16 protein-coding genes are annotated in these 18,821 nt (G+C 31.9%); 5 read left to right on the top strand and 11 right to left on the bottom strand.

Annotation, left to right across the window (positions count from 1 at the left end; translation table 11 throughout):
* Positions 1-9: 9 nt before the first annotated feature.
* The 4 genes from rpsG to AAGD36_RS03585 all read right to left on the bottom strand — a co-directional run bounded on the left by rpsG (position 10) and on the right by AAGD36_RS03585 (position 2,272).
* Entirely contained in the window at positions 10-498 is a 489-nt protein-coding gene (rpsG, locus tag AAGD36_RS03570) for a 30S ribosomal protein S7 (RefSeq protein WP_341747240.1), read from the bottom strand.
* A gap of 19 nt (positions 499-517) precedes the next feature.
* The gene (gene rpsL / locus AAGD36_RS03575; protein WP_341754969.1) at positions 518-901 is read right to left on the bottom strand and encodes a 30S ribosomal protein S12; all 384 of its coding nucleotides are present in this window, start codon (positions 899-901) and stop codon (positions 518-520) included.
* 167 nt (positions 902-1,068) lie between these two features.
* Positions 1,069-1,758, bottom strand: coding sequence for an RNA methyltransferase (locus tag AAGD36_RS03580; RefSeq protein ID WP_341751669.1), 690 nt, complete (start codon positions 1,756-1,758; stop codon positions 1,069-1,071).
* A gap of 139 nt (positions 1,759-1,897) precedes the next feature.
* Positions 1,898-2,272 (bottom strand): helix-turn-helix domain-containing protein, encoded by a 375-nt coding sequence (locus tag AAGD36_RS03585; RefSeq protein ID WP_341747243.1) that lies wholly within the window; start codon positions 2,270-2,272, stop codon positions 1,898-1,900.
* Positions 2,273-2,800: 528 nt separating this feature from the next.
* On the opposite strand from AAGD36_RS03585, the gene AAGD36_RS03590 reads away from it, so the two are divergent.
* On the top strand, positions 2,801-3,619 hold the full coding sequence (locus AAGD36_RS03590; RefSeq protein ID WP_341747244.1) for a YihY/virulence factor BrkB family protein: 819 nt from the start codon (positions 2,801-2,803) through the stop codon (positions 3,617-3,619).
* A 397-nt stretch (positions 3,620-4,016) separates the two neighbouring features.
* Here the strand turns inward: AAGD36_RS03590 and fabG are convergent, their stop codons facing one another.
* The 3 genes from fabG to AAGD36_RS03605 all read right to left on the bottom strand — a co-directional run bounded on the left by fabG (position 4,017) and on the right by AAGD36_RS03605 (position 8,206).
* Complete coding sequence (fabG, locus tag AAGD36_RS03595) at positions 4,017-4,742, bottom strand: 3-oxoacyl-ACP reductase FabG (protein WP_341747245.1); 726 nt, start codon at positions 4,740-4,742, stop codon at positions 4,017-4,019.
* A 2-nt stretch (positions 4,743-4,744) separates the two neighbouring features.
* On the bottom strand, positions 4,745-5,785 hold the full coding sequence (recA, locus tag AAGD36_RS03600; RefSeq protein ID WP_341754970.1) for a recombinase RecA: 1,041 nt from the start codon (positions 5,783-5,785) through the stop codon (positions 4,745-4,747).
* A gap of 168 nt (positions 5,786-5,953) precedes the next feature.
* Entirely contained in the window at positions 5,954-8,206 is a 2,253-nt protein-coding gene (locus AAGD36_RS03605; protein WP_341754971.1) for a tetratricopeptide repeat protein, read from the bottom strand.
* 148 nt (positions 8,207-8,354) lie between these two features.
* Between AAGD36_RS03605 and AAGD36_RS03610 the strand changes: the two genes are divergently transcribed.
* On the top strand, positions 8,355-9,191 hold the full coding sequence (locus AAGD36_RS03610) for a DUF2608 domain-containing protein (RefSeq protein WP_341754972.1): 837 nt from the start codon (positions 8,355-8,357) through the stop codon (positions 9,189-9,191).
* 338 nt (positions 9,192-9,529) lie between these two features.
* On the opposite strand, the gene AAGD36_RS03620 is transcribed toward AAGD36_RS03610, so the two are convergent.
* The 4 genes from AAGD36_RS03620 to AAGD36_RS03635 all read right to left on the bottom strand — a co-directional run bounded on the left by AAGD36_RS03620 (position 9,530) and on the right by AAGD36_RS03635 (position 14,843).
* A complete protein-coding gene (locus tag AAGD36_RS03620; protein ID WP_341754973.1) occupies positions 9,530-10,543 on the bottom strand; it encodes a DUF2608 domain-containing protein in 1,014 nt (337 codons plus the stop codon).
* Positions 10,544-10,659: 116 nt separating this feature from the next.
* Entirely contained in the window at positions 10,660-13,089 is a 2,430-nt protein-coding gene (gene gyrB / locus AAGD36_RS03625) for a DNA topoisomerase (ATP-hydrolyzing) subunit B (protein WP_341754974.1), read from the bottom strand.
* Between the two features lie 169 nt (positions 13,090-13,258).
* Positions 13,259-14,512, bottom strand: a complete 1,254-nt coding sequence (locus tag AAGD36_RS03630; RefSeq protein WP_341754975.1) for a hypothetical protein — start codon at positions 14,510-14,512, stop codon at positions 13,259-13,261.
* Between the two features lie 151 nt (positions 14,513-14,663).
* A complete protein-coding gene (locus AAGD36_RS03635; protein WP_341754976.1) occupies positions 14,664-14,843 on the bottom strand; it encodes a hypothetical protein in 180 nt (59 codons plus the stop codon).
* Between the two features lie 129 nt (positions 14,844-14,972).
* On the opposite strand from AAGD36_RS03635, the gene AAGD36_RS03640 reads away from it, so the two are divergent.
* The 3 genes from AAGD36_RS03640 (at position 14,973) to AAGD36_RS03650 (ending at position 18,639) form a co-directional block, all read left to right on the top strand.
* Complete coding sequence (locus AAGD36_RS03640) at positions 14,973-16,322, top strand: TolC family protein (RefSeq protein ID WP_341754977.1); 1,350 nt, start codon at positions 14,973-14,975, stop codon at positions 16,320-16,322.
* Positions 16,322-16,852 carry a DUF2497 domain-containing protein gene (locus AAGD36_RS03645; protein ID WP_341754978.1) on the top strand — a complete coding sequence of 177 codons (531 nt, stop codon included), beginning with the start codon at positions 16,322-16,324 and terminating at the stop codon, positions 16,850-16,852. Before AAGD36_RS03640 ends, AAGD36_RS03645 begins: the two co-directional genes overlap by 1 nt.
* A gap of 353 nt (positions 16,853-17,205) precedes the next feature.
* Positions 17,206-18,639 carry a hypothetical protein gene (locus AAGD36_RS03650; RefSeq protein ID WP_341754979.1) on the top strand — a complete coding sequence of 478 codons (1,434 nt, stop codon included), beginning with the start codon at positions 17,206-17,208 and terminating at the stop codon, positions 18,637-18,639.
* The last annotated feature ends 182 nt before the right edge of the window (positions 18,640-18,821 follow it).

An 18,821-nucleotide genomic window follows, 5' to 3' on the forward strand; every position in this document is an offset into this window, starting at 1 on the left:
ATGATTTAATTACCTTGGTTGCGATTTTTTGGGACTAAAATGAGCGAAAGCTTTGTTAGCTTCAGCCATTTTATGAGTGTCCTCTCTTTTTTTAATAGCAACCCCTCTATTATTTGATGCTTCAAATAATTCCTCCGCCAACTTATCAATCATCATTTTTTCAGAACGCTTATTTGCTGCATTGATAATCCAACGTGACGCAAGTGCATACCCTCTTCTTTCATCAACAGGGGAAGGGACCTGATAATTTGCACCTCCCACACGCACTGAGGTAACCTCAAGATATGGCTTTACATTATTCATAGCATTATTGAAAGTTTCATAAGGATCTACCCTATGTTTTTTTTCTATTTTACTAAAAGCAGAATATACTATCTTTTCGGCTAGAGCTTTTTTCCCTTCCTTCATGATATTATTAATAAACCTAGCAAGCAGAGGACTATTATATTTCATATCAGGCAAGATAACCCTTTTCTCTGCGGCATGACGACGTGACATCTTATCTCTCTATTTCAAATTATTTTTTTACAGCTTGCTTCGCTGATGTACCATAACGTGAGCGTCCTTGCTTACGATTTTTTACACCCTGAGTATCATAAGCACCACGTACTATATGGTACTTAACACCTGGAAGATCAGAAACCCTTCCGCCTCTTACCAATACCGTAGAGTGTTCTTGTAAATTATGCCCTTCACCAGGTATGTAAGCATTCACGTACTGCCCATTACTTAAGCGAACACGTGCCATTTTACGAAGAGCAGAATTAGGTTTCTTAGGAGTAACAGTTTTCACTATTACACAAACACCTTTCAAAAATGGATTAGATTCCAAAGCTGGGGATTTTGTCCTACGAATCTTCGACTGTCTTCCAAAACGTACTAACTGATTGTTTGTTGGCATTCAATACTCCAAATTTTTCCTTTTGATATTTATCTATCAACCCTTAAAGCTATAGGGAAAACTATATACTATACCACTTTCACTATTAAGCGGCAACAAGTGGAACTATAGCTATTTTTTTTATAAAAGCAACGAGTTTTTAACAACATTGACTAGATTAGTTATTTTTATGAACTTAGGGTTGTAATTATCCCCCTTAAAGTTTGTAGTTCTGTACTAGATAATTTATCTATACGAGTAAAAATATTCATAATATTTTGAGTCATGTGTAATTTTTTCTCAGGCACTTTAAAGAAATTCTTTTTGTTTAATTCAGTAAACAAATGTTCAAAGAAATATCCTAATTCTCCTTTTGATGCTACGTCCTGTTCATTATTAACATTTATTCTCAGCTGTTTATTACGAAATAGCTCATAACATATAATAATTACTGACTGTGCAATGTTAAGAGAACTAAAACCCCCTGTATTAATGTTAATAATTTTATGGGCATAAGTAATTTCTCTATTTCGCAAACCACAATTTTCACGACCAAACATGATAGCGACTTTAAGACCTGTAGGATAATCCTGACTTAAATTCTCTGATAGAACATAGTTTTTATTGATATTACGTGTTGCTGAACTTGTTGCATATAAATAATCAATATCCTCTATACTTGCTTCCAAACTATCATAAATCTTAGCATTATCTATGATATTTACTGCTGATACCGCCATACTACGTGCCTGTTCATTCGGCCAACCATCTCTAGGTGAAACGATTCTCAACTCTGAAACATCAAAATTTTTCATTGCTCTAGCAGTAGCACCAATATTCTCACCCATTTGAGGTGCTACTAAAATAATAATTGGCATAAACATCTTTGATTAATATGTAATTATTTTCTTTTAAATAGCTACTTAATTCCTATTAACTACTCGTATCCAATTACTATACTCTTTTATCTCTGTCAACTATTAGTTTCATAACGAACCAATGATTTTTTCATTTTACCTAATCTTCTTTAATCAAAGAACGTATCAATGCATTAACTGCTTGCTGATGTTCTGAGTTACGAATTTTCATAAAATTCCTTGATACTTCTATACACATACGCTGATGTTGAGTAAGCACAGGCTCGACATTGTCAGCATCTTCTAAACCTTGATAGAAATAATCGATATTTTTATCTAATGCTTTAGCAATAAGAACCAACCTACCTATTGATATTCTATTAATACCCTTCTCATATTTTTGTAACTGCTGATGTGTTACCTCTATTACCTCTGCAAGTTGTTGACGTGACAACCCTTTGGCAAGCCTTAAAGAATAGATTTTCCCACCTATAAATTGATCAACTTTTTGTATGTAGTCATTTCTTCGTACCATAATTAACTCCTTTATGCATGAACTATTAAATTTTAAGAATATAATAGATTATTAACAAATAAAAAGATTACTGTCATATATTATATAACCTAGAAAGCCAACAATTCACATAGGAATACCCACATGTAAACTGTCTACTATCAGTAAATATTGATTATATTTTTTGTTTATGTACAAGTAGTGCTTAATATTTTTTAACTATTATATAATTATACTGATCTTATAGATACTTAGCAACCTTGTAAATTATAATTTCATTTTTATCGTATTTTTTAACCTTTTTTTACTATTCTAGATAGAATAAGACTAAAAAAATTAAAATCATAGAATTAACTATGATTTTTAAAGAATTATTGCAGAATGTTAAAACTTCAGTTTTGTATTAAAATTAAAAATTTTAATACAAAACTGGCTAGAATAATTTAGGTTCTATTGAGGTTTAAAAAATATACTTAATATAAATAAGTGATAATGTTGAATTTTATATATATACTTGAATGATTATATAAAACAAAAGAAAGTTACTTGATGCAAAGAATTATAAAATGCCTATATCAGGCAGCCTTTAGAACAATTGAACACGATGGTGTTGAACATTCAGGGTATATGTCATTTATGGTACTCCTAACGATCTTTCCTTTTTTAGTTTTTTTGTTAGCACTAACAAGTTTTGTTGGAGCATCAGAACTTGGAAAGAATTTTATCACTATTCTTCTTGAAAGTATGCCAGAACTGGCTACTGACTCAATAAAAACCAGGATAAATGAACTTGGGAAAACTCCTCCTCAGAGCCTAATGACCTTAGCAATAATGGGAAGTATTTGGACTGCTTCATCTTTTGTTGAATGTTTAAGAACAATTTTAAATAGGGTATATGAGATAAAATCTCCTCCCACCTACATAAGGCGAAGATTACTTAGCATAGCACAGTTTTTAGTAATCAGTATATTCATTACCTTTGCCATGCTTATTCTTATTATAGTACCAATAATATTAACAAAACTACCAATAATTTTACAAATGATAGAAGAACATAAGCACACTTTAACCCTTTTTCGATATGTTATCATTTTCTGCTCATTATTTATTACCTCCTCATCACTATATTATATAATCCCTAATGCAAAATTAAATTTTACAGACGTAGTTCCTGGAGCTTTATTAACGGTAATTTTATGGGTGATAAGTGGATATTTATTATCTACCTATATAATATATTATAACCAATTAAGTATAATATATGGTTCACTTGGTAGTATAATAGTGACTTTAATATTTTTTTATATTATTAACATGATTTTTATATATGGTGCAGAATTTAATTACCTACTAAGAGAATATCCTTGAAAGCAGAAGAGTATACTCTTCCGCTTTCAAGAAAAGCTATCGCAAAACTTTGAGGTGTGCATGCACGAACAATAATTTACTACTATAACCTGAATTCGATGTAACAAGTTACATCGAATTCAGTGTTATATATAGAAACAATCAGGTTTGAAGCGGCTGCCCACCTGATTGTTAAAATCACATATTGAATGATGAAAAAAGTTAAAATGCACTTGCGTCAGCCGCTTCAAGAGTGCATTTTTCCTTATAACAAAGCAAGTATCGACATAAGAATTATTAATTCTTATATCGAACTGAGGTTGAGGTTACTATAGTCAACTGATGAGAAGTAGGTAGCATCGCCTTCGCTCGCCTATTACAATAGGCGTCGCTCCATTTAATAATTTCACTTCTTCAATTATATCATCAACATTCCACCATTAACATGGATAGTTTGACCGGTGATGTAGGAAGCTTTGTCGCTTGCTAGGAAAGCTACTACGTTTGCAACATCTTCGGCTTCTCCGAAAGTTCTAAGAGGAATTTTTTGCATTATAGCCTCTTTTTGAGCTTCGTTTAATTTATCAGTCATGTTTGATTTAATAAAACCAGGAGAAACTGCATTAATTGTGATACCCCTACTTGCTACCTCAATTGCTAGAGACTTTGTCATACCGATCAAACCAGCTTTGGAAGCACAATAATTTGCCTGTCCTGGATTGCCGGAAACTGCAACCACAGATGATATGTTAATTATTCTACCATAACGAGTTTTCATCATTTTCTTTATCGCTTCACGATTTAGAATAAAGCTAGCTTTTAAGTTTATATCTATAACTTGATCAAACATTTCATTGGACATTTTTATTGCCAGCATATCTTTAGTGATTCCGGCATTACAAACTAAAATGTCGATTTGCTCAAGACTAGACACCAAGTTAGTACATTCATCAATATTTGCTAGATTACATGGTACTATCGTATAATTATCTTTTAAGTTATTTGCAAGTTCTTGTAGTTTCTCTTGGTTACTACCACTAATTATCACATGACTACCAAGAGAGTGGAATAGCTTAGCAATGCTACCACCAATTGTCCCAGATGCTCCTGTAATTAGAGATTTTTTAGCAGTTAAATCTATCATTTCTATTCTTCCTCTTCTATAGTTATCGTTTTGCTATCAAAAGTAACACTAGTATTATGAGAAGATTTTTGACGAATTAGTTGTTCTATTTCAGAGCAGATAGCAGGGTGTTCTCTTAGGTAATGTTTAACATTTTCTCTACCTTGACCTATACGAGTGTCATTATATGAAAACCAAGACCCCGATTTTTCTATTATTTCAAATTTAACACCAAGATCAATTATCTCGCTTTCTCTAGAAATACCACTACCATACGTTATATCAAATTCTGCCGTCTTAAACGGTGGAGAGACTTTGTTTTTAACAACTTTAATCTTAGTTTGGCTTCCTACTATATCTTCTTTATCCTTGATTGTTGAAATTCTTCTAATATCTAGCCTTACTGAGGCATAAAATTTTAAAGCATTACCACCTGTGGTAGTTTCTGGACTACCAAACATGACTCCTATTTTCATTCTAATTTGGTTAATAAAAATAATTATACAATTAGTTCTTGAAATTGATGCAGTGAGTTTTCTAAGTGCTTGGCTCATTAATCTAGCTTGTAACCCCATATGAGAGTCACCCATTTCCCCTTCAATCTCTGCTTTAGGCACAAGAGCAGCGACACTATCTATAACGACCATATCAATAGCTCCAGAGCGTACTAGAGTATCAGTTATTTCAAGTGCCTGCTCTCCAGTATCTGGTTGAGAAATAATAAGCTCGTCAATATTTATGCCAAGTTTTTTGGCATATGCTGGGTCTAAAGCATGTTCTGCATCAATAAAAGCACAAGTACCACCTTTCTTCTGTGCTTCAGCAATCATATGTAGAGTTAAAGTGGTCTTTCCCGAACTTTCCGGTCCAAAAATTTCAATAATTCTTCCCTTGGGTAACCCACCTATACCGAGTGCCAAGTCAAGCCCTAGCGATCCTGTTGGTATTGCCTCAACATCTACAGCAGGACGTTGACCGAGTTTCATGACAGAACCTTTGCCGTAACTTTTTTCAATTTGGCTAACTGCAGCAAGCAATGCTCTTTCTTTGTCTATAACGTTCATTTCTAGAATCAGCTTAATAAAATCAAATTAAATTTATAAAGTAACATACGAGGAAAATCCAGTAAAATAATTACAAATATTAATATCATAATGATTTAAAAATTACAACTAAAAATTAAAAATCTATTCTTTAACCTAAAGATGATCTGTCAACAGCAACCTTAATGTTTAATTGTTCTTGCTCCACAAATCCATGTTATATTGTTTGCAATATTCAAACATATCAACTGTATTAGGGTGATGTATGCCAAATTCTTTAACTTGCGGTTTACCAAAGAATTTATAATTATATAAATCTTTGATTTTACAAGCTGCTTTTGCTGCATGATTATATAAATCACTTACTTGAGCAATATTTTTACTTCTATCTCTATATAAATAATGGTATATAACAAATGCTTTTTTATAAGATTCTATAGCCTGCTTTAGCTTATTTTGGGTAAATAGAATATCACCTTGTACTATATAACTAGATGCCAAGCTGAAATTATTAGAATAATTTGTTTGCTTCGAATTGCTATTTTCACTTGCTAAAAATATGGAAATAGCTTTTTTAATATATTCATAAGCTTGATCTACTTTATTTAAACCTAACATACTTCTCGCCATTTCTGTATAAATATTTGCAAATATTTCATTATCTTCATTCTTTATGGGCTTATGTATATAATATAACTGTTGAGCTTGAGCATAAGCTTCTTGATATCTACCAAGGGAATTCAATATCTTTGCTCTAGGCATGTAAACCCCAGTAAAGTATGGGTCATTAACATGCGATCCATTTTTTATAAACAGCTCAATAATTTTATCTACATATTCTAAAGCCTCATGATATTTTCCTTGCATATTAAATAATGTACTTTTTAAAGAATATATTATAGATACATCAGCTTCTTGTATTATTCTTTGTTTTACTAATTTTTCTATCTTTTTAAGAAATTCTTCAGCAAGTTTTATCTCTCCTAAAAACATATAAGATCCAGATATATGAGATATACAATTAAATTTGAGAGAATAACTAGATTCATCATCATCAAGTTTACCTAAAATCTTTAATGATTTAGTAAAATAAGAAATCGCCGTTTCAAAATTTCTTAATATTATTTTATTATACACTCCTATTGCTCCCAAATATCTAGCGTAATAAAATTTTTGATATTCAGACATTTGCCACAATTTAAATTTTTTGTTTTTATCTTTCCAATTAAACCAATTAACCATTTGTTGAGCTTTATTATTATTATAAACGTTTATATATAGAGACAATAATTCACTTCTTAAGGTAAGCATTGCATATATGTTAACATTATATTTCTCAGAATTTATAAGAATAATTTCTAGGTTTTCTAGTACAGTTTGAGCACTCCTCCACAAATATCCTGAGTGAGTTCCTTTCGCCTTAGGTATCTTAGCAATAATATTTTCTAAATATATTTTATTATTATCACCATTTAGTTCCATTATTTTATTACTAACTATATCATGCATTTCAAAAATAGGGTTATCTTCGCTAGAACTAATATTACTGATTAGCATAAATTTAGATAATTGATATATATCATCATCTAAAGTATCTTTATGATCAGTAATGGTGCTAAGAAGCTGCTTCGAGAAGCTTTGGTTATTTAGCAAAGCTATTTTATTAAGTAACTTTACTGCACTAGGATTTAATTGTTGAATAGCCATGCTAATATTTGTTGCTATTTTATCAGTCGATTGATAAATTCTCTTTTTATATTCCTCTTTATCCAAACCTTTAACTCTGTTAAGTAATTGAGCTCCTTGCACTATCAACATTGGATAACCACTAAAAGATTGCGTTAAAAATTCGATACTATTATTATCCTTATTGTTCAATAAGTTATTAGCTAAAGCTATAATAGTAGGCTTATCAAATATGGGCATTGCTATAATATTAGGTAACTTTTCATTATCTTGCGAACAAAACACCACATTACCATTATGTTCCCATTCAACTAAATCTTGTACTTTTTTATTTTCATTAACTTTTAAATTATCAAACAATAATAACCATTTATTAGTAGAAGTTAAATATGACATTACTTCTTTTTTTGCTAAAGCAACTTCTTCAGATATATTAGTTTGTTTAACCTTATTAAGTTGTTTGGCTAATTTAACAAATTGTTCATCAAAATCAAGGTTACAATCAAAAAACCAAATTAGATCATAATTATTTTTTTTCTCATAACTATACATCCTAATCAGTTGAGTTTTACCTATACCACTAGTACCAACTATACTTGCTTGTCTATATTTACTTAAATATTCATCAAGGATTTTAAGTTGTTGCTCATGATTGACAAAATAACTAACTGGGGTGATTAAATTAGATACTTGTTCTTGAGCAAAAGTTCTAGTATTAATGATTAATAATATGATTGATAGTAGAAAATTTTTCATATAATGAAACTGTTAAAAAATAAATTATGCCCTAACGGTACGTATAAAACATATTATACGCATAACTATAAAGTATAAGCAAAAATAACTCAACTTAAGTGTGAATATTAATAATAATCATCATTAAAAATATGAATAGAGAATTTTTATGAGAAAAACTTTAATAATTCTAATTTTGCAATTTATCGTAATAGAAGCATTTGCAAGTATTGAAAGAATAAAGCTACATTCTTTTGATAATTTAGTTGATCAAATTAAAAATGACCCAATAAAAGGTAAAGATACGCTAATTGTATTTGATATTGATGGAGTTATTCTTTGTCCTAAGAACAGCTACTTAAGCCATAATAATCGAGAGGTACGTCATAAATTTCTTGATGACATTGAAAAATCACAAGGTCTAGCTCAGAGAAAAAATATATATGCACTTATTGCTGCTCAGATGGAATATAAGCTAATTGAACCAAGCTTAATGAAACACTTTTGGTTTCTAAAGTTCAATGGTTATGACGTTATTGCCTTAACATCAATGGGACCAAATAATCCATATTTTGATCAGGAACAAGATCGTGTTGATATGCTTAAAGATAAAGGATTATTGTTTGATAAAAGATATCACGGTCAAATAAAAATTGATAAACAAAAAAGACCCCAGCCAAAAGCCATTGAGGGAGTTATTTTTGCAAGAGGATATGAAAAGGGATTAGTTCTCAAGGCATACCTTGATCAACAACATACTGCCTATAGCAAGATAGTGGTGATAGACGATAAACCTCAAAATTTAGATTCTATTGAAAAACACCTAGAAAATCAGATTGGTAAAATAGTGCTAGTAGAATATAACTATGATAAATTTGTAGAACAAAAATTTACAAACAATATTTCTACTTTGCAGCAAAACTTTCTTAAAACTCAATCTATTTGGTTAAGTGATAAACAAGCCTCAGTTTTATTACAAATGAGGAATAAAGCCAAAGTTGAATAATGTAAAGAAAAATTAGGTTAAATGTGAATTATAAAATTAGCCTTTGTGAACATTTCTAAGTAGGAGCAAAAAATCGGAAGATGTGATAGTAGACCTCTTTCGAAACTCGCTTGTGCTGAGGGATTTGAAGGAGACGCTTCACCTCGAACCGCAGCGTACTCTAATTCCGTTACGGATTCGAGTACCACATCATTGTCCAAATCACCAGCAGAAGTAGAGTTTCGAAAGAAGTCTAGTGTAATTTTCGGACAAAAAATCACTATCAGAGAACATAGATATTGTACAAAATGCCTTGAGTAAGAGAGAGGTGGTTAACTAGAATTGAAATTTGATCCCTTTTAATCAGAATTTCGGATGGACCTCATCTTCAGTCGAGCTTGTGCCTCATCGTCACTCAGCCATATATGATCTTGGGATAATACTTGAAACTGTTTATCTGCTATATCCTGATTTAATACCTCATTTTTATCTTTGAGTTCAGTATAATGAATACCTAGATAATTAATTTGAGGATATTTATCTTTAAGTACATTTTGCACTGAAATTAGATTTTTCAAGTGGTCATCGACAAAAATGATATTTTTGTAATTTTTATTTAATTGCTCCAAGAAACCTAAAAGCACTTTCCCTTTATCTATTTTGTTCGTGAATATAACACGAGAGATACATTTAGGAAAGTCCTCCTTTAATAAATCACCATTATCTTTAAAATGATATCCAAGAGACTTTAAGCGTGATAAATGAAGTTGTGCTTCATTCTGAACGATACCATAGTTCCCACTGCTGTTGGCCGTAAACCCAACAATAGTCATTTTTTGAGCATCAAGTTCGTTAACAAAATTTGGCATGTCTAGAGAAAGCAATTCAACCTTAATAGAAGACAAAATCTGACTAGTTAAATACTCAGCCATCGGTACTTTACGCCCATTAAGTGCAATCTCTTTTCCTTGGAAATCTTTAAAGATGGCTTTGAGGTGTTTTGAGCGATAATTGTCTTTTTCGCCCGCATATCTCAACACGCTATCCCGTGGTACAAACAGCACATAATCGAGGTCAAATAAAATAAGAGTGTTTTCGCCATCAAATTGAGAAGCATATGTTTTAATCTCGTTAACCGAAGATGCTTGTACAATTTGAGCATTTGCTTCAAAAGCGAAAAAACCCATGAACACCATGAATACAATCTTAATATACTCAAATGATTTGGAGAATTGGAGCGTAAAACAAGGGGTGAGAGGACTAGGCGTAGTAAACCGTTGCTCGTATGCGAATTCTCCGCAAGTATTTGCAAAAGCCAATTCTTTAAAGCAGAAGAGTATACCCAATTTAATCTGGTTCAAGTAATTTTTCATCATTATACAACCTATCTTGATGATATCTATTTTTAGTCGCCATTTGGATGAATGGTATCCCAATATACTTCTACTTTTTGCTATAACAACTTAGTTAACGGTAGTGCCTATGAGTTTTAAACATCTAAATTAACTACATTCAAAGCATTTGCTTGAATGAATTGTCTTCTAGGTTCAACAATATCTCCCATTAATGTTGAAAAAATCACCTCGGCACTATCTTGCTCATGTACTTTAACTTGCAGTAAAGTTCTTTTTTGTGGATCTAATGTTGTCTCTCCTAACTGATCAGAATTCATCTCCCCAAGACCTTTAAAACGTTGAATAGCTATACCTTTCTTGCCGCTTTCTAATATATAATTTAGCAACATACTAGGTAACGTAATCATAAATTCCTGGTTTTTGATCAACAGCTTTGCTTGTCCAATAAATAAATTTACAAGTGGGGTAAATGCTTTAGCTAGCTGAATAAATTCAAAAGATTCAAGCTGTTCTTTTGATAAAATTTTACTTTCTTTTACTCCACGAACAAAACGGAAAAATTCTATATTATTTGCGTTAACTATAAACTGCCAGTCTGTCTTATCAGGTGCGATATCACCAAGATTCAAAATATTTAAAGCCTGATTTATTTCATTCGTTTTATTTTCATCAAATATTTGATTACCTAATAAACCTTTTATAGCTAGACATTCTGCAATTTGCCTATTAAATTTTTTGCTTACTTGGTCAAGTAACGTAGTAAACCTGATAACCGCCTTTATTGTCCCCTCAAGATCATTACCAATGATCTCTGCCCCATTATACAGCATAATTGTTGCATCACTAATAGTAGATTTGACTAAATAATCTTGCAGAGCTTGTTCATTTTTTAAGTAAAGCTCGTTATTACCTTTTTTTACTTTATATAAAGGCGGCTGAGCTATATATAGATATCCTTTATCAATTAATTGACGCATATGCCGGTAAAAGAAAGTAAGTAATAAGGTTCTGATGTGCGAACCATCAACATCAGCATCAGTCATAATAATTATTTTATGATATCTTAACTTATCCAAAGAAAAGTCTTCATTACCAATAGCAGTGCCAAGAGCTGTTATTAGAGTCCCTACTTGCTCAGAGTTTAACATTTTATCAAATCTAGCTCTTTCAACGTTTAAGATTTTACCTCGCAGTGGCAAGATTGCTTGAAATTTCCTATCTCTACCCTGCTTTGCTGTACCACCGGCAGAGTCTCCTTCCACAATAAATAACTCTGAAAGAGCAGGGTCTTTCTCTTGACAATCGGCAAGTTTCCCAGGTAAGTTAGAAATTTCAAGAGCCGATTTCCGACGAGTTAATTCCCTTGCTCTTTTTGCTGCTTCTCTAGCAGTTGCAGCTTCAATAATTTTATTAATAATTATTTTTGCGTCACTAGGATGTTCTTCAAACCATTCTAAAATCTTAGTATATACGGCACCTTCTACGATAGGTCGAACCTCAGAACTAACTAATTTATCTTTAGTTTGTGAAGAAAACTTAGGGTCTGGTACTTTTACTGATAAAATACATGAGAGACCTTCTCTCGTATCATCACCAGTGAAATTTACTTTATTTTTTTTGTTAAGCTGAGTATTCTCAATATAAGTTGTGACAACTCTAGTAAGAGCGGCTTTAAAGGCAATAAGGTGCGTACCACCATCACGCTGCCTTATATTATTGGTAAAACATAAAATATTTTCATGATATGAATCATTCCAATTCATAGCTAGTTCGAAAGTAATCCCTGTTACTTGGTTATTGGTATTAAGTGATATACATTTATGTAATGAAGTTTTAGCTTTATCTATATATTTGACATAAGCTTCTACACCACCAGTAAAACAAAACTCTACTTCTTGTTGTTCAGCAAAACGATGATCCTTTAGTAATATCCTAACACCAGAATTCAAAAAGGCTAGTTCTCTAAGTCTATGCTCTACAGTAGCAAAATTAAATTCAATTGAGCTAAAAGTGGTAATAGATGGAAGGAAAGTAATCTCAGTGCCTTTTTTTTCTACGGACTCTCCTTTTAGTACAAGTGGCATTTCAGCCGCCCCATCTCTAAATTTTATAAAATATTCCTTATTATCCCGCCAAATTCTAAGTTCTAACCATTCTGACAGAGCATTTACCACAGATACACCAACACCATGCAATCCACCAGATATTTTATAAGAATTTTGATCAAACTTACCACCAGCATGTAATTGGGTCATAATAACTTCAGCTGCTGATATACCTTCTTCTTCGTGAATATCAACAGGTATCCCACGTCCATTATCACGTACTGTTACAGATCCGTTAGCATTTAGGATTACTTTAATTAGGTCACAGTGACCAGCTAAAGCTTCATCTATGGCGTTATCAACGACTTCGTAAATCATATGATGTAATCCTGAACCATCGTCAGTATCACCAATATACATACCAGGCCTTTTCTTAACTGCCTCAAGACCTTTTAAAACTTTGATGGAGTCAGCTCCATATTCTACTTCTGCTATTGATTGCTGTTGATTAGTTGACATATTTATACATAAAATGAAAGATAAAGAATAACTATACACCAAAATTACAGCAAGTGTATAGTTTTCAAGTAGTTTACTAAAATTATAGTCCATTTAGGAGAAGTGGGTAGTAGGAGCGACGAGTGACGACGTCACCAAATTCTTATCAATTGACTATATATACTAAATATTACCTTTTTCGTACTACACCTTGGGTTTTACTACTATTATTTTCAAGGACTACTTTCATAGCATTTCCTATTTGTAGTAATTCAGGCAACGATTTTAACGGGGTGCTTAACGATGTAAGGTTTTTTAAAAAATAAGCTGGCAGAATATTTTTTGTCTTATCCTTAACTAAATTTATAAAAGATTTGGTGATTTTTTCCCTGTCAGGCATTAATTTGACTGTTTCTTGTATTTTTGATTCAATAATCAATATATTTTTGGCTGCTTTTTGGCAATATCCTAACTTCTCAAGAATGCTTTTATTGGGATCTAATGCAGCAATGAGGTTTTCTTTTATGTGAGATAATTCGGTTTCAATTAATTTTTTTAGATCTTTTCCTTGATTAGGTATATTTCCAAGGATTTTAGCCATACCTTTACGTAGAAGGTCAACACCTCCCATTATACCATCTTTAGTATGAGGGATTTCTTCAGATAAGTCAATAAGTTTTTTAAAAGATTTTTTTTCTTTTGGATCTTGTACAACCAATTTATTAACTTTCTTCAAAGAGTCAATATCTAACCCTAATTCTGCTACAGCTACAGGTGATACTCCTGCTATTTCTGCGATTTCAACAATCTGCGTAGCTTTGGAATATTTTTCTTTAAGGTTTGTACTTTTTTCTATTTCGGCTCGTTTTCCTCTAACTATTTCTAGTTTTTCTTGCCAATTTTCTACTGTCTTCGTTAAATTTTCAGTACTGAGAAAAGATTTTACTGATTCTAATAAGCCACTTCCCTTGAGTATTAAACCAACTACAGGCATTTGTACAGCTATTATACCAACTAATAAATTACCTAAATAATCAACTATATCTTTTGACGCTCCAGGATACAAGTTATCTAGTTTATTTTGAAACTCCAAAATACTTTCAAGAACTTTTATTATTAGCTCAATGAAAGCATCTTCAAAGAATAATATCTCTTCCTTTACCTGTTGCTGTTCATCAATGTACTTTTCTAATTCATCTAAGGAATTACCTACTGTTTCTCTGAATGATTCAGCTATTTCTCGCTCCCTTTGTTGATCTTCTGAATCTAGAAATATGTTATATATATAGTCAACTCTTTTTTTAATAGCTCTTAAGTTCCTAGGAAACGTTTTGAGTGTTTTCATAGAATCAAACTTTAACTGTTCTATAGCACTAGCAATAGAAGCATTTGATAAGATAGTGGGTAAAGCGACTTTTGAAAGGAAAGAGTATATATTAGGCATAATAGATAATTGAATTATATTAAAATTTTTAAATTATTACTCAAATAATACAAATAAAAACTACACTTTAAAACTGTTATATTGCTCTGACAGTTAGTTTTTGATATGTTATAGCTACTTACGCGAATTTGGGATAAGAATTAACTAATTCTTATCCTAAATTGTGGCTACTTGATTTGATCTGATTAAATAGACTTACTGCATAAGTCAATCTAGTTGGTGATTTTGTCGTCGAAACTCGCCTCCGCTCCTCACGTACGTCTGTGTACGCGAAGGTAGCCGGCTTCGTTTCTCCTAAAAATCCCTCAACTATCTTTGATTTATGCAGCAAGTCTAATATTTTTTAGCTATACGTGCTAGCTTTATCACAACAAATCAAGTTTTAGATCAAGAATACCTTTAACTTCTTGCATAAGCTAGCAAAATTTTTTAACATAAACATATTTTTAGAAAACCAATTATGCATAAATTCATATACTTCACCGTTATCATTTTATTAAACTATTCAGTTTATGCTATTAACTTGTCTGATGCTCTAACTAGTGCGTATAATAATAATGGTGAGTTACAAATCAATAGGCAGACTTTTTTAAATGAAATTGAACAGTTCCCTGCAGCTTTTTCAGGTTTTATGCCCAGTGCGTCTTATAATATTGATTCTGCTATTAATACGAATAAACCAAATAGTCAATATGCTCCTTCTAATAAAAAAGAGCTGAAATCACAACAGGGAGCCTTAGTAATAGAGCTGCCTCTATTCAGTGGTGGGAGTAGTGTTGCAAATTTGAAAGCCGCCCAATCAGCTTTTAGGGCATCACGTGCTAAATATTATGCAGAAGAACAAAAAATTCTTCTTAACCTAATAAAAACTTATCTCGATTGTTATGAAACAAAAGAAAAATATGAGATTTCTGAAACTAGTGTAAAAGCTAACAAACAGCAATTAGAAACCATTGAAGAAAAACTAGAATTAGGTGAGGCAACATCAATAGATTTAGCTAGTGCCAAGGCTGGTCTTGCAAAAGCTGAAACTGAGAAGTTAACCGCATATGCTAATTATCAAGCAACAAAAGCAAGCTTCATTCGAATGTTCGGTATAGAAGCAAATGATATTGATATGCCTCCTATACCTGATAATTTACCTACTTCATTAGAGGATTTAATGCAAAGAGCGATAAATGTTAATCCTAACATAGATAGTACAAGACATAGTGTTAAAAGTTATAAAGCTAGTGAACTGGCAGCAAAAGCTGAACTTTTACCCAAGGTAAGCTTTAAAGTTCAATCTGGTAAAACCCATTACACTCCAGAAAGTCCATATAATACCAACAATAGAAGTACTACATCTACATTATCAATTAATATACCTATTTATCCTCACGGGGGTAGCGAATATTTAAGAATTAGGAAAGCTAGAAATAGTACTAGGAGTGCAGCTATTCAACTTGATGATACAATAAAGCAAATTAGGGCAAGTGCTATTGGTAGTTGGGAAGGATTTGAAGCAGCAAAGTCTAAAATTATTGCTACATCACAAGGTGTAGAAGCCGCTCAAATAGCTTATAATGGCACAATACAGGAAGAAATTGTTGGTTCTAAAACAATCTTAGACGTTTTAACTGCTGAAGAAAAATTACATAGTGCTAGGGTGTCAAAAGTTGATGCACACAGAGACTCTATTTTAGCAGCTTACCAAATGAAATCTTTAATTGGGGAATTGACAGCAAAAAGCTTAAATTTGAAAGTTAAATATTTTACTCCTGAAGATGAGTTTAAAGGACTTAAAAAGAAACTTATTATAGGTTTTTAATGAGTAAAGATCATAGAAAAAACCAAGACATGTCAGTTGAAGAGATATTGAAATCAATTAAAGGAGCGATTGATAGTCGTGCTACAATCAATGCAGGAGGATTGGGTAATAGGAGCGATGGAGCGACACCGCCTACATATAAAGATAACTCTACCGACTTCTCCTCAATTAACTATAGTAATAGCCAATCTAACGATGATGAAATATTAGAATTGACAAATATAGTAGAGGATGAGGCAAATAAGTTAGAAAATAATAGGCATAGTGAACTAGAAGAGGAACTATTGCAGACATCCTTGGTATCCGATAAATCTGCAGCAGAAACTACTAAGATTTTTCAGCATTTCTCTAAAACAGCTCAGGAGATTAGTGCAAATGCTTCGAACCCTACGGTCAAAACATTAGAGGATATAATTATTGAAATGTTACGACCACAATTGAGTCAATGGTTAAATACAAACTTGCCTTTATTAGTAAAACAATTGGTAGAAAAAGAAATCCAAAAATTAATACCAAATGATAAAAAATGACTTAGTGGAGGATATCATTTGTGTTAGTCTTATTTTAACAACCTCAGTTTTAGATTAAAATTAAAAATTTTAATCCAAAATTGAGGTTAACAGGGTAATTTAAAAGTCTAGCTATAAGCTTTGATAAATAAGTTGTATATACTCAGGTAGAACTTCAAGAATTGGCGTTGTCGTGTCTAAAGATCGAAGCTGCCTAGTTACTCATGTACGCTACGCCGCTCGACTTTGCTACTGCCTAGCTCTTCTTGAAGTTATACTATCGTCTACCAACTCTTCATTTACGAGCAGTATACTGCTATGATTTTAAGAGTTGGGTAAATTTAACGTGAGAATAATTATAAATGCACTTTAACATGGAAAGTAAGAAGATTATCTTAGGTAACAAATTTTTTATAGTCCTAATAACTATCTTTTTGTTTATGGATAAGGCTGATGCTGCTCCACCACCTCTTCCTCCAGCACTGCCACAATTAGAAAGTGATAAAGTGAATAAACAGAAAGAAGAGGCAGATTCTTTGCTGGAAAAAATACAGCAATTTATGCATTCTAAGAAAATTGATAATGAAGTATCAGGATCAAGCAAACCAGCATCCACACCGCAAGATACTAATAATGAAGAAGGTGAGACAGATTCCTTCATTGATTTAGGGAATAATAAATTACCAACCTTAGAAAATACAAAAGAATTGGATCAATTATATAAACATCCGTACCAAAAAATTGATTTAGATCCACCTAGCAAGAATGACAGTAATACCAACAAAGATTCTCCTACTCTTCCAGCAACTGAGCTTAAAGATGCTGTACCTATTAAGCCACTTGATTCATCTGCCCAGTCTGAACCTCAAATAGATATTCCGAGTAGTAATAAGTCTGAGCCACAAGCTATTACTCCTATCGTACCTTCTGTAACTATACCTGATAAAGAGAAAGATCCAGTAATATTACAGCAGCCAAGTAATGCAGATAATAAAGAAGTGGTTGCTCCTAATCTAGATATATTGCCTTCTTCGCAAGAAAAAAAGCCTACTGAACCACAAATAACTGCTCCTATCGTACCGATAGTATCACCTAAGGAAAATACTGAATCTAAAATGACTAATCCTCAAACTCCTATACCAGTATTTGTAAAAAAGGATAAGCAACTAGATGACTCTAATAAAACTGTCCTAGAGAAAGATAGTAATGTAACCAAAGAAGTGCAAGAAGTAAATAAGCATCAACCTAATCAATCTACAATTACAAAAGATAAAGCTAGCACCATCAAAGAAACATCGCCTAAAATAACTGAATTTGTACAAGATGAAGCACAAATGTTACTTTTACCAAATGATGATGTCGTATTGGGAGAGCTTACAGAAGAGGCAAGATTAGAGCAAATGGATATGTATTCATTTATTCAAATGTTTAAGAAAATTTATGATAGTGACAATAGAAAGCAGCAAAGAAAGATGATAGATAATTTTATTGATAATTATGATAGTGTTTTCCATACTACTATAGTAAGTGATGCAACGGATAGAGCATTTGAGGCAGTTAGAAAAAATAATTTATTTGTTCTTAGGGTTCTTTTGGATAATTATCCAATCATCCAAAGAAGGGGGAATGATAATTATACTCTTTTACATGAAGCTGCAGAAACTAATAATTACTATATAGCAAAATTGTTAATTATGCGTGGTATAAACATTAAGGCTACTAATTATCATTGTAGAACGGCATTGGACATCTCTGATGAACAAAATAATAATGTGGGCTGTTTGATAATGAAAGCAACAGCAAATTAGTTTGGAAATGCTCTAATATCACTTGTTATAAATCAGGTAAATAATGGATTCAAAAGAAAATTAGTTTACTCATGTATGGAACTACCCAAAAATGCAAGAAAAAAAATAATACTTGACAGAAAAAAAGCAAATACATGACTGCATTTGCTTTTTTTCTGTCAAGTATTATTTTTTTTCTTGCA

This window comes from Candidatus Tisiphia endosymbiont of Ptychoptera albimana, assembly GCF_964026605.1.
GTDB lineage: Bacteria > Pseudomonadota > Alphaproteobacteria > Rickettsiales > Rickettsiaceae > Tisiphia.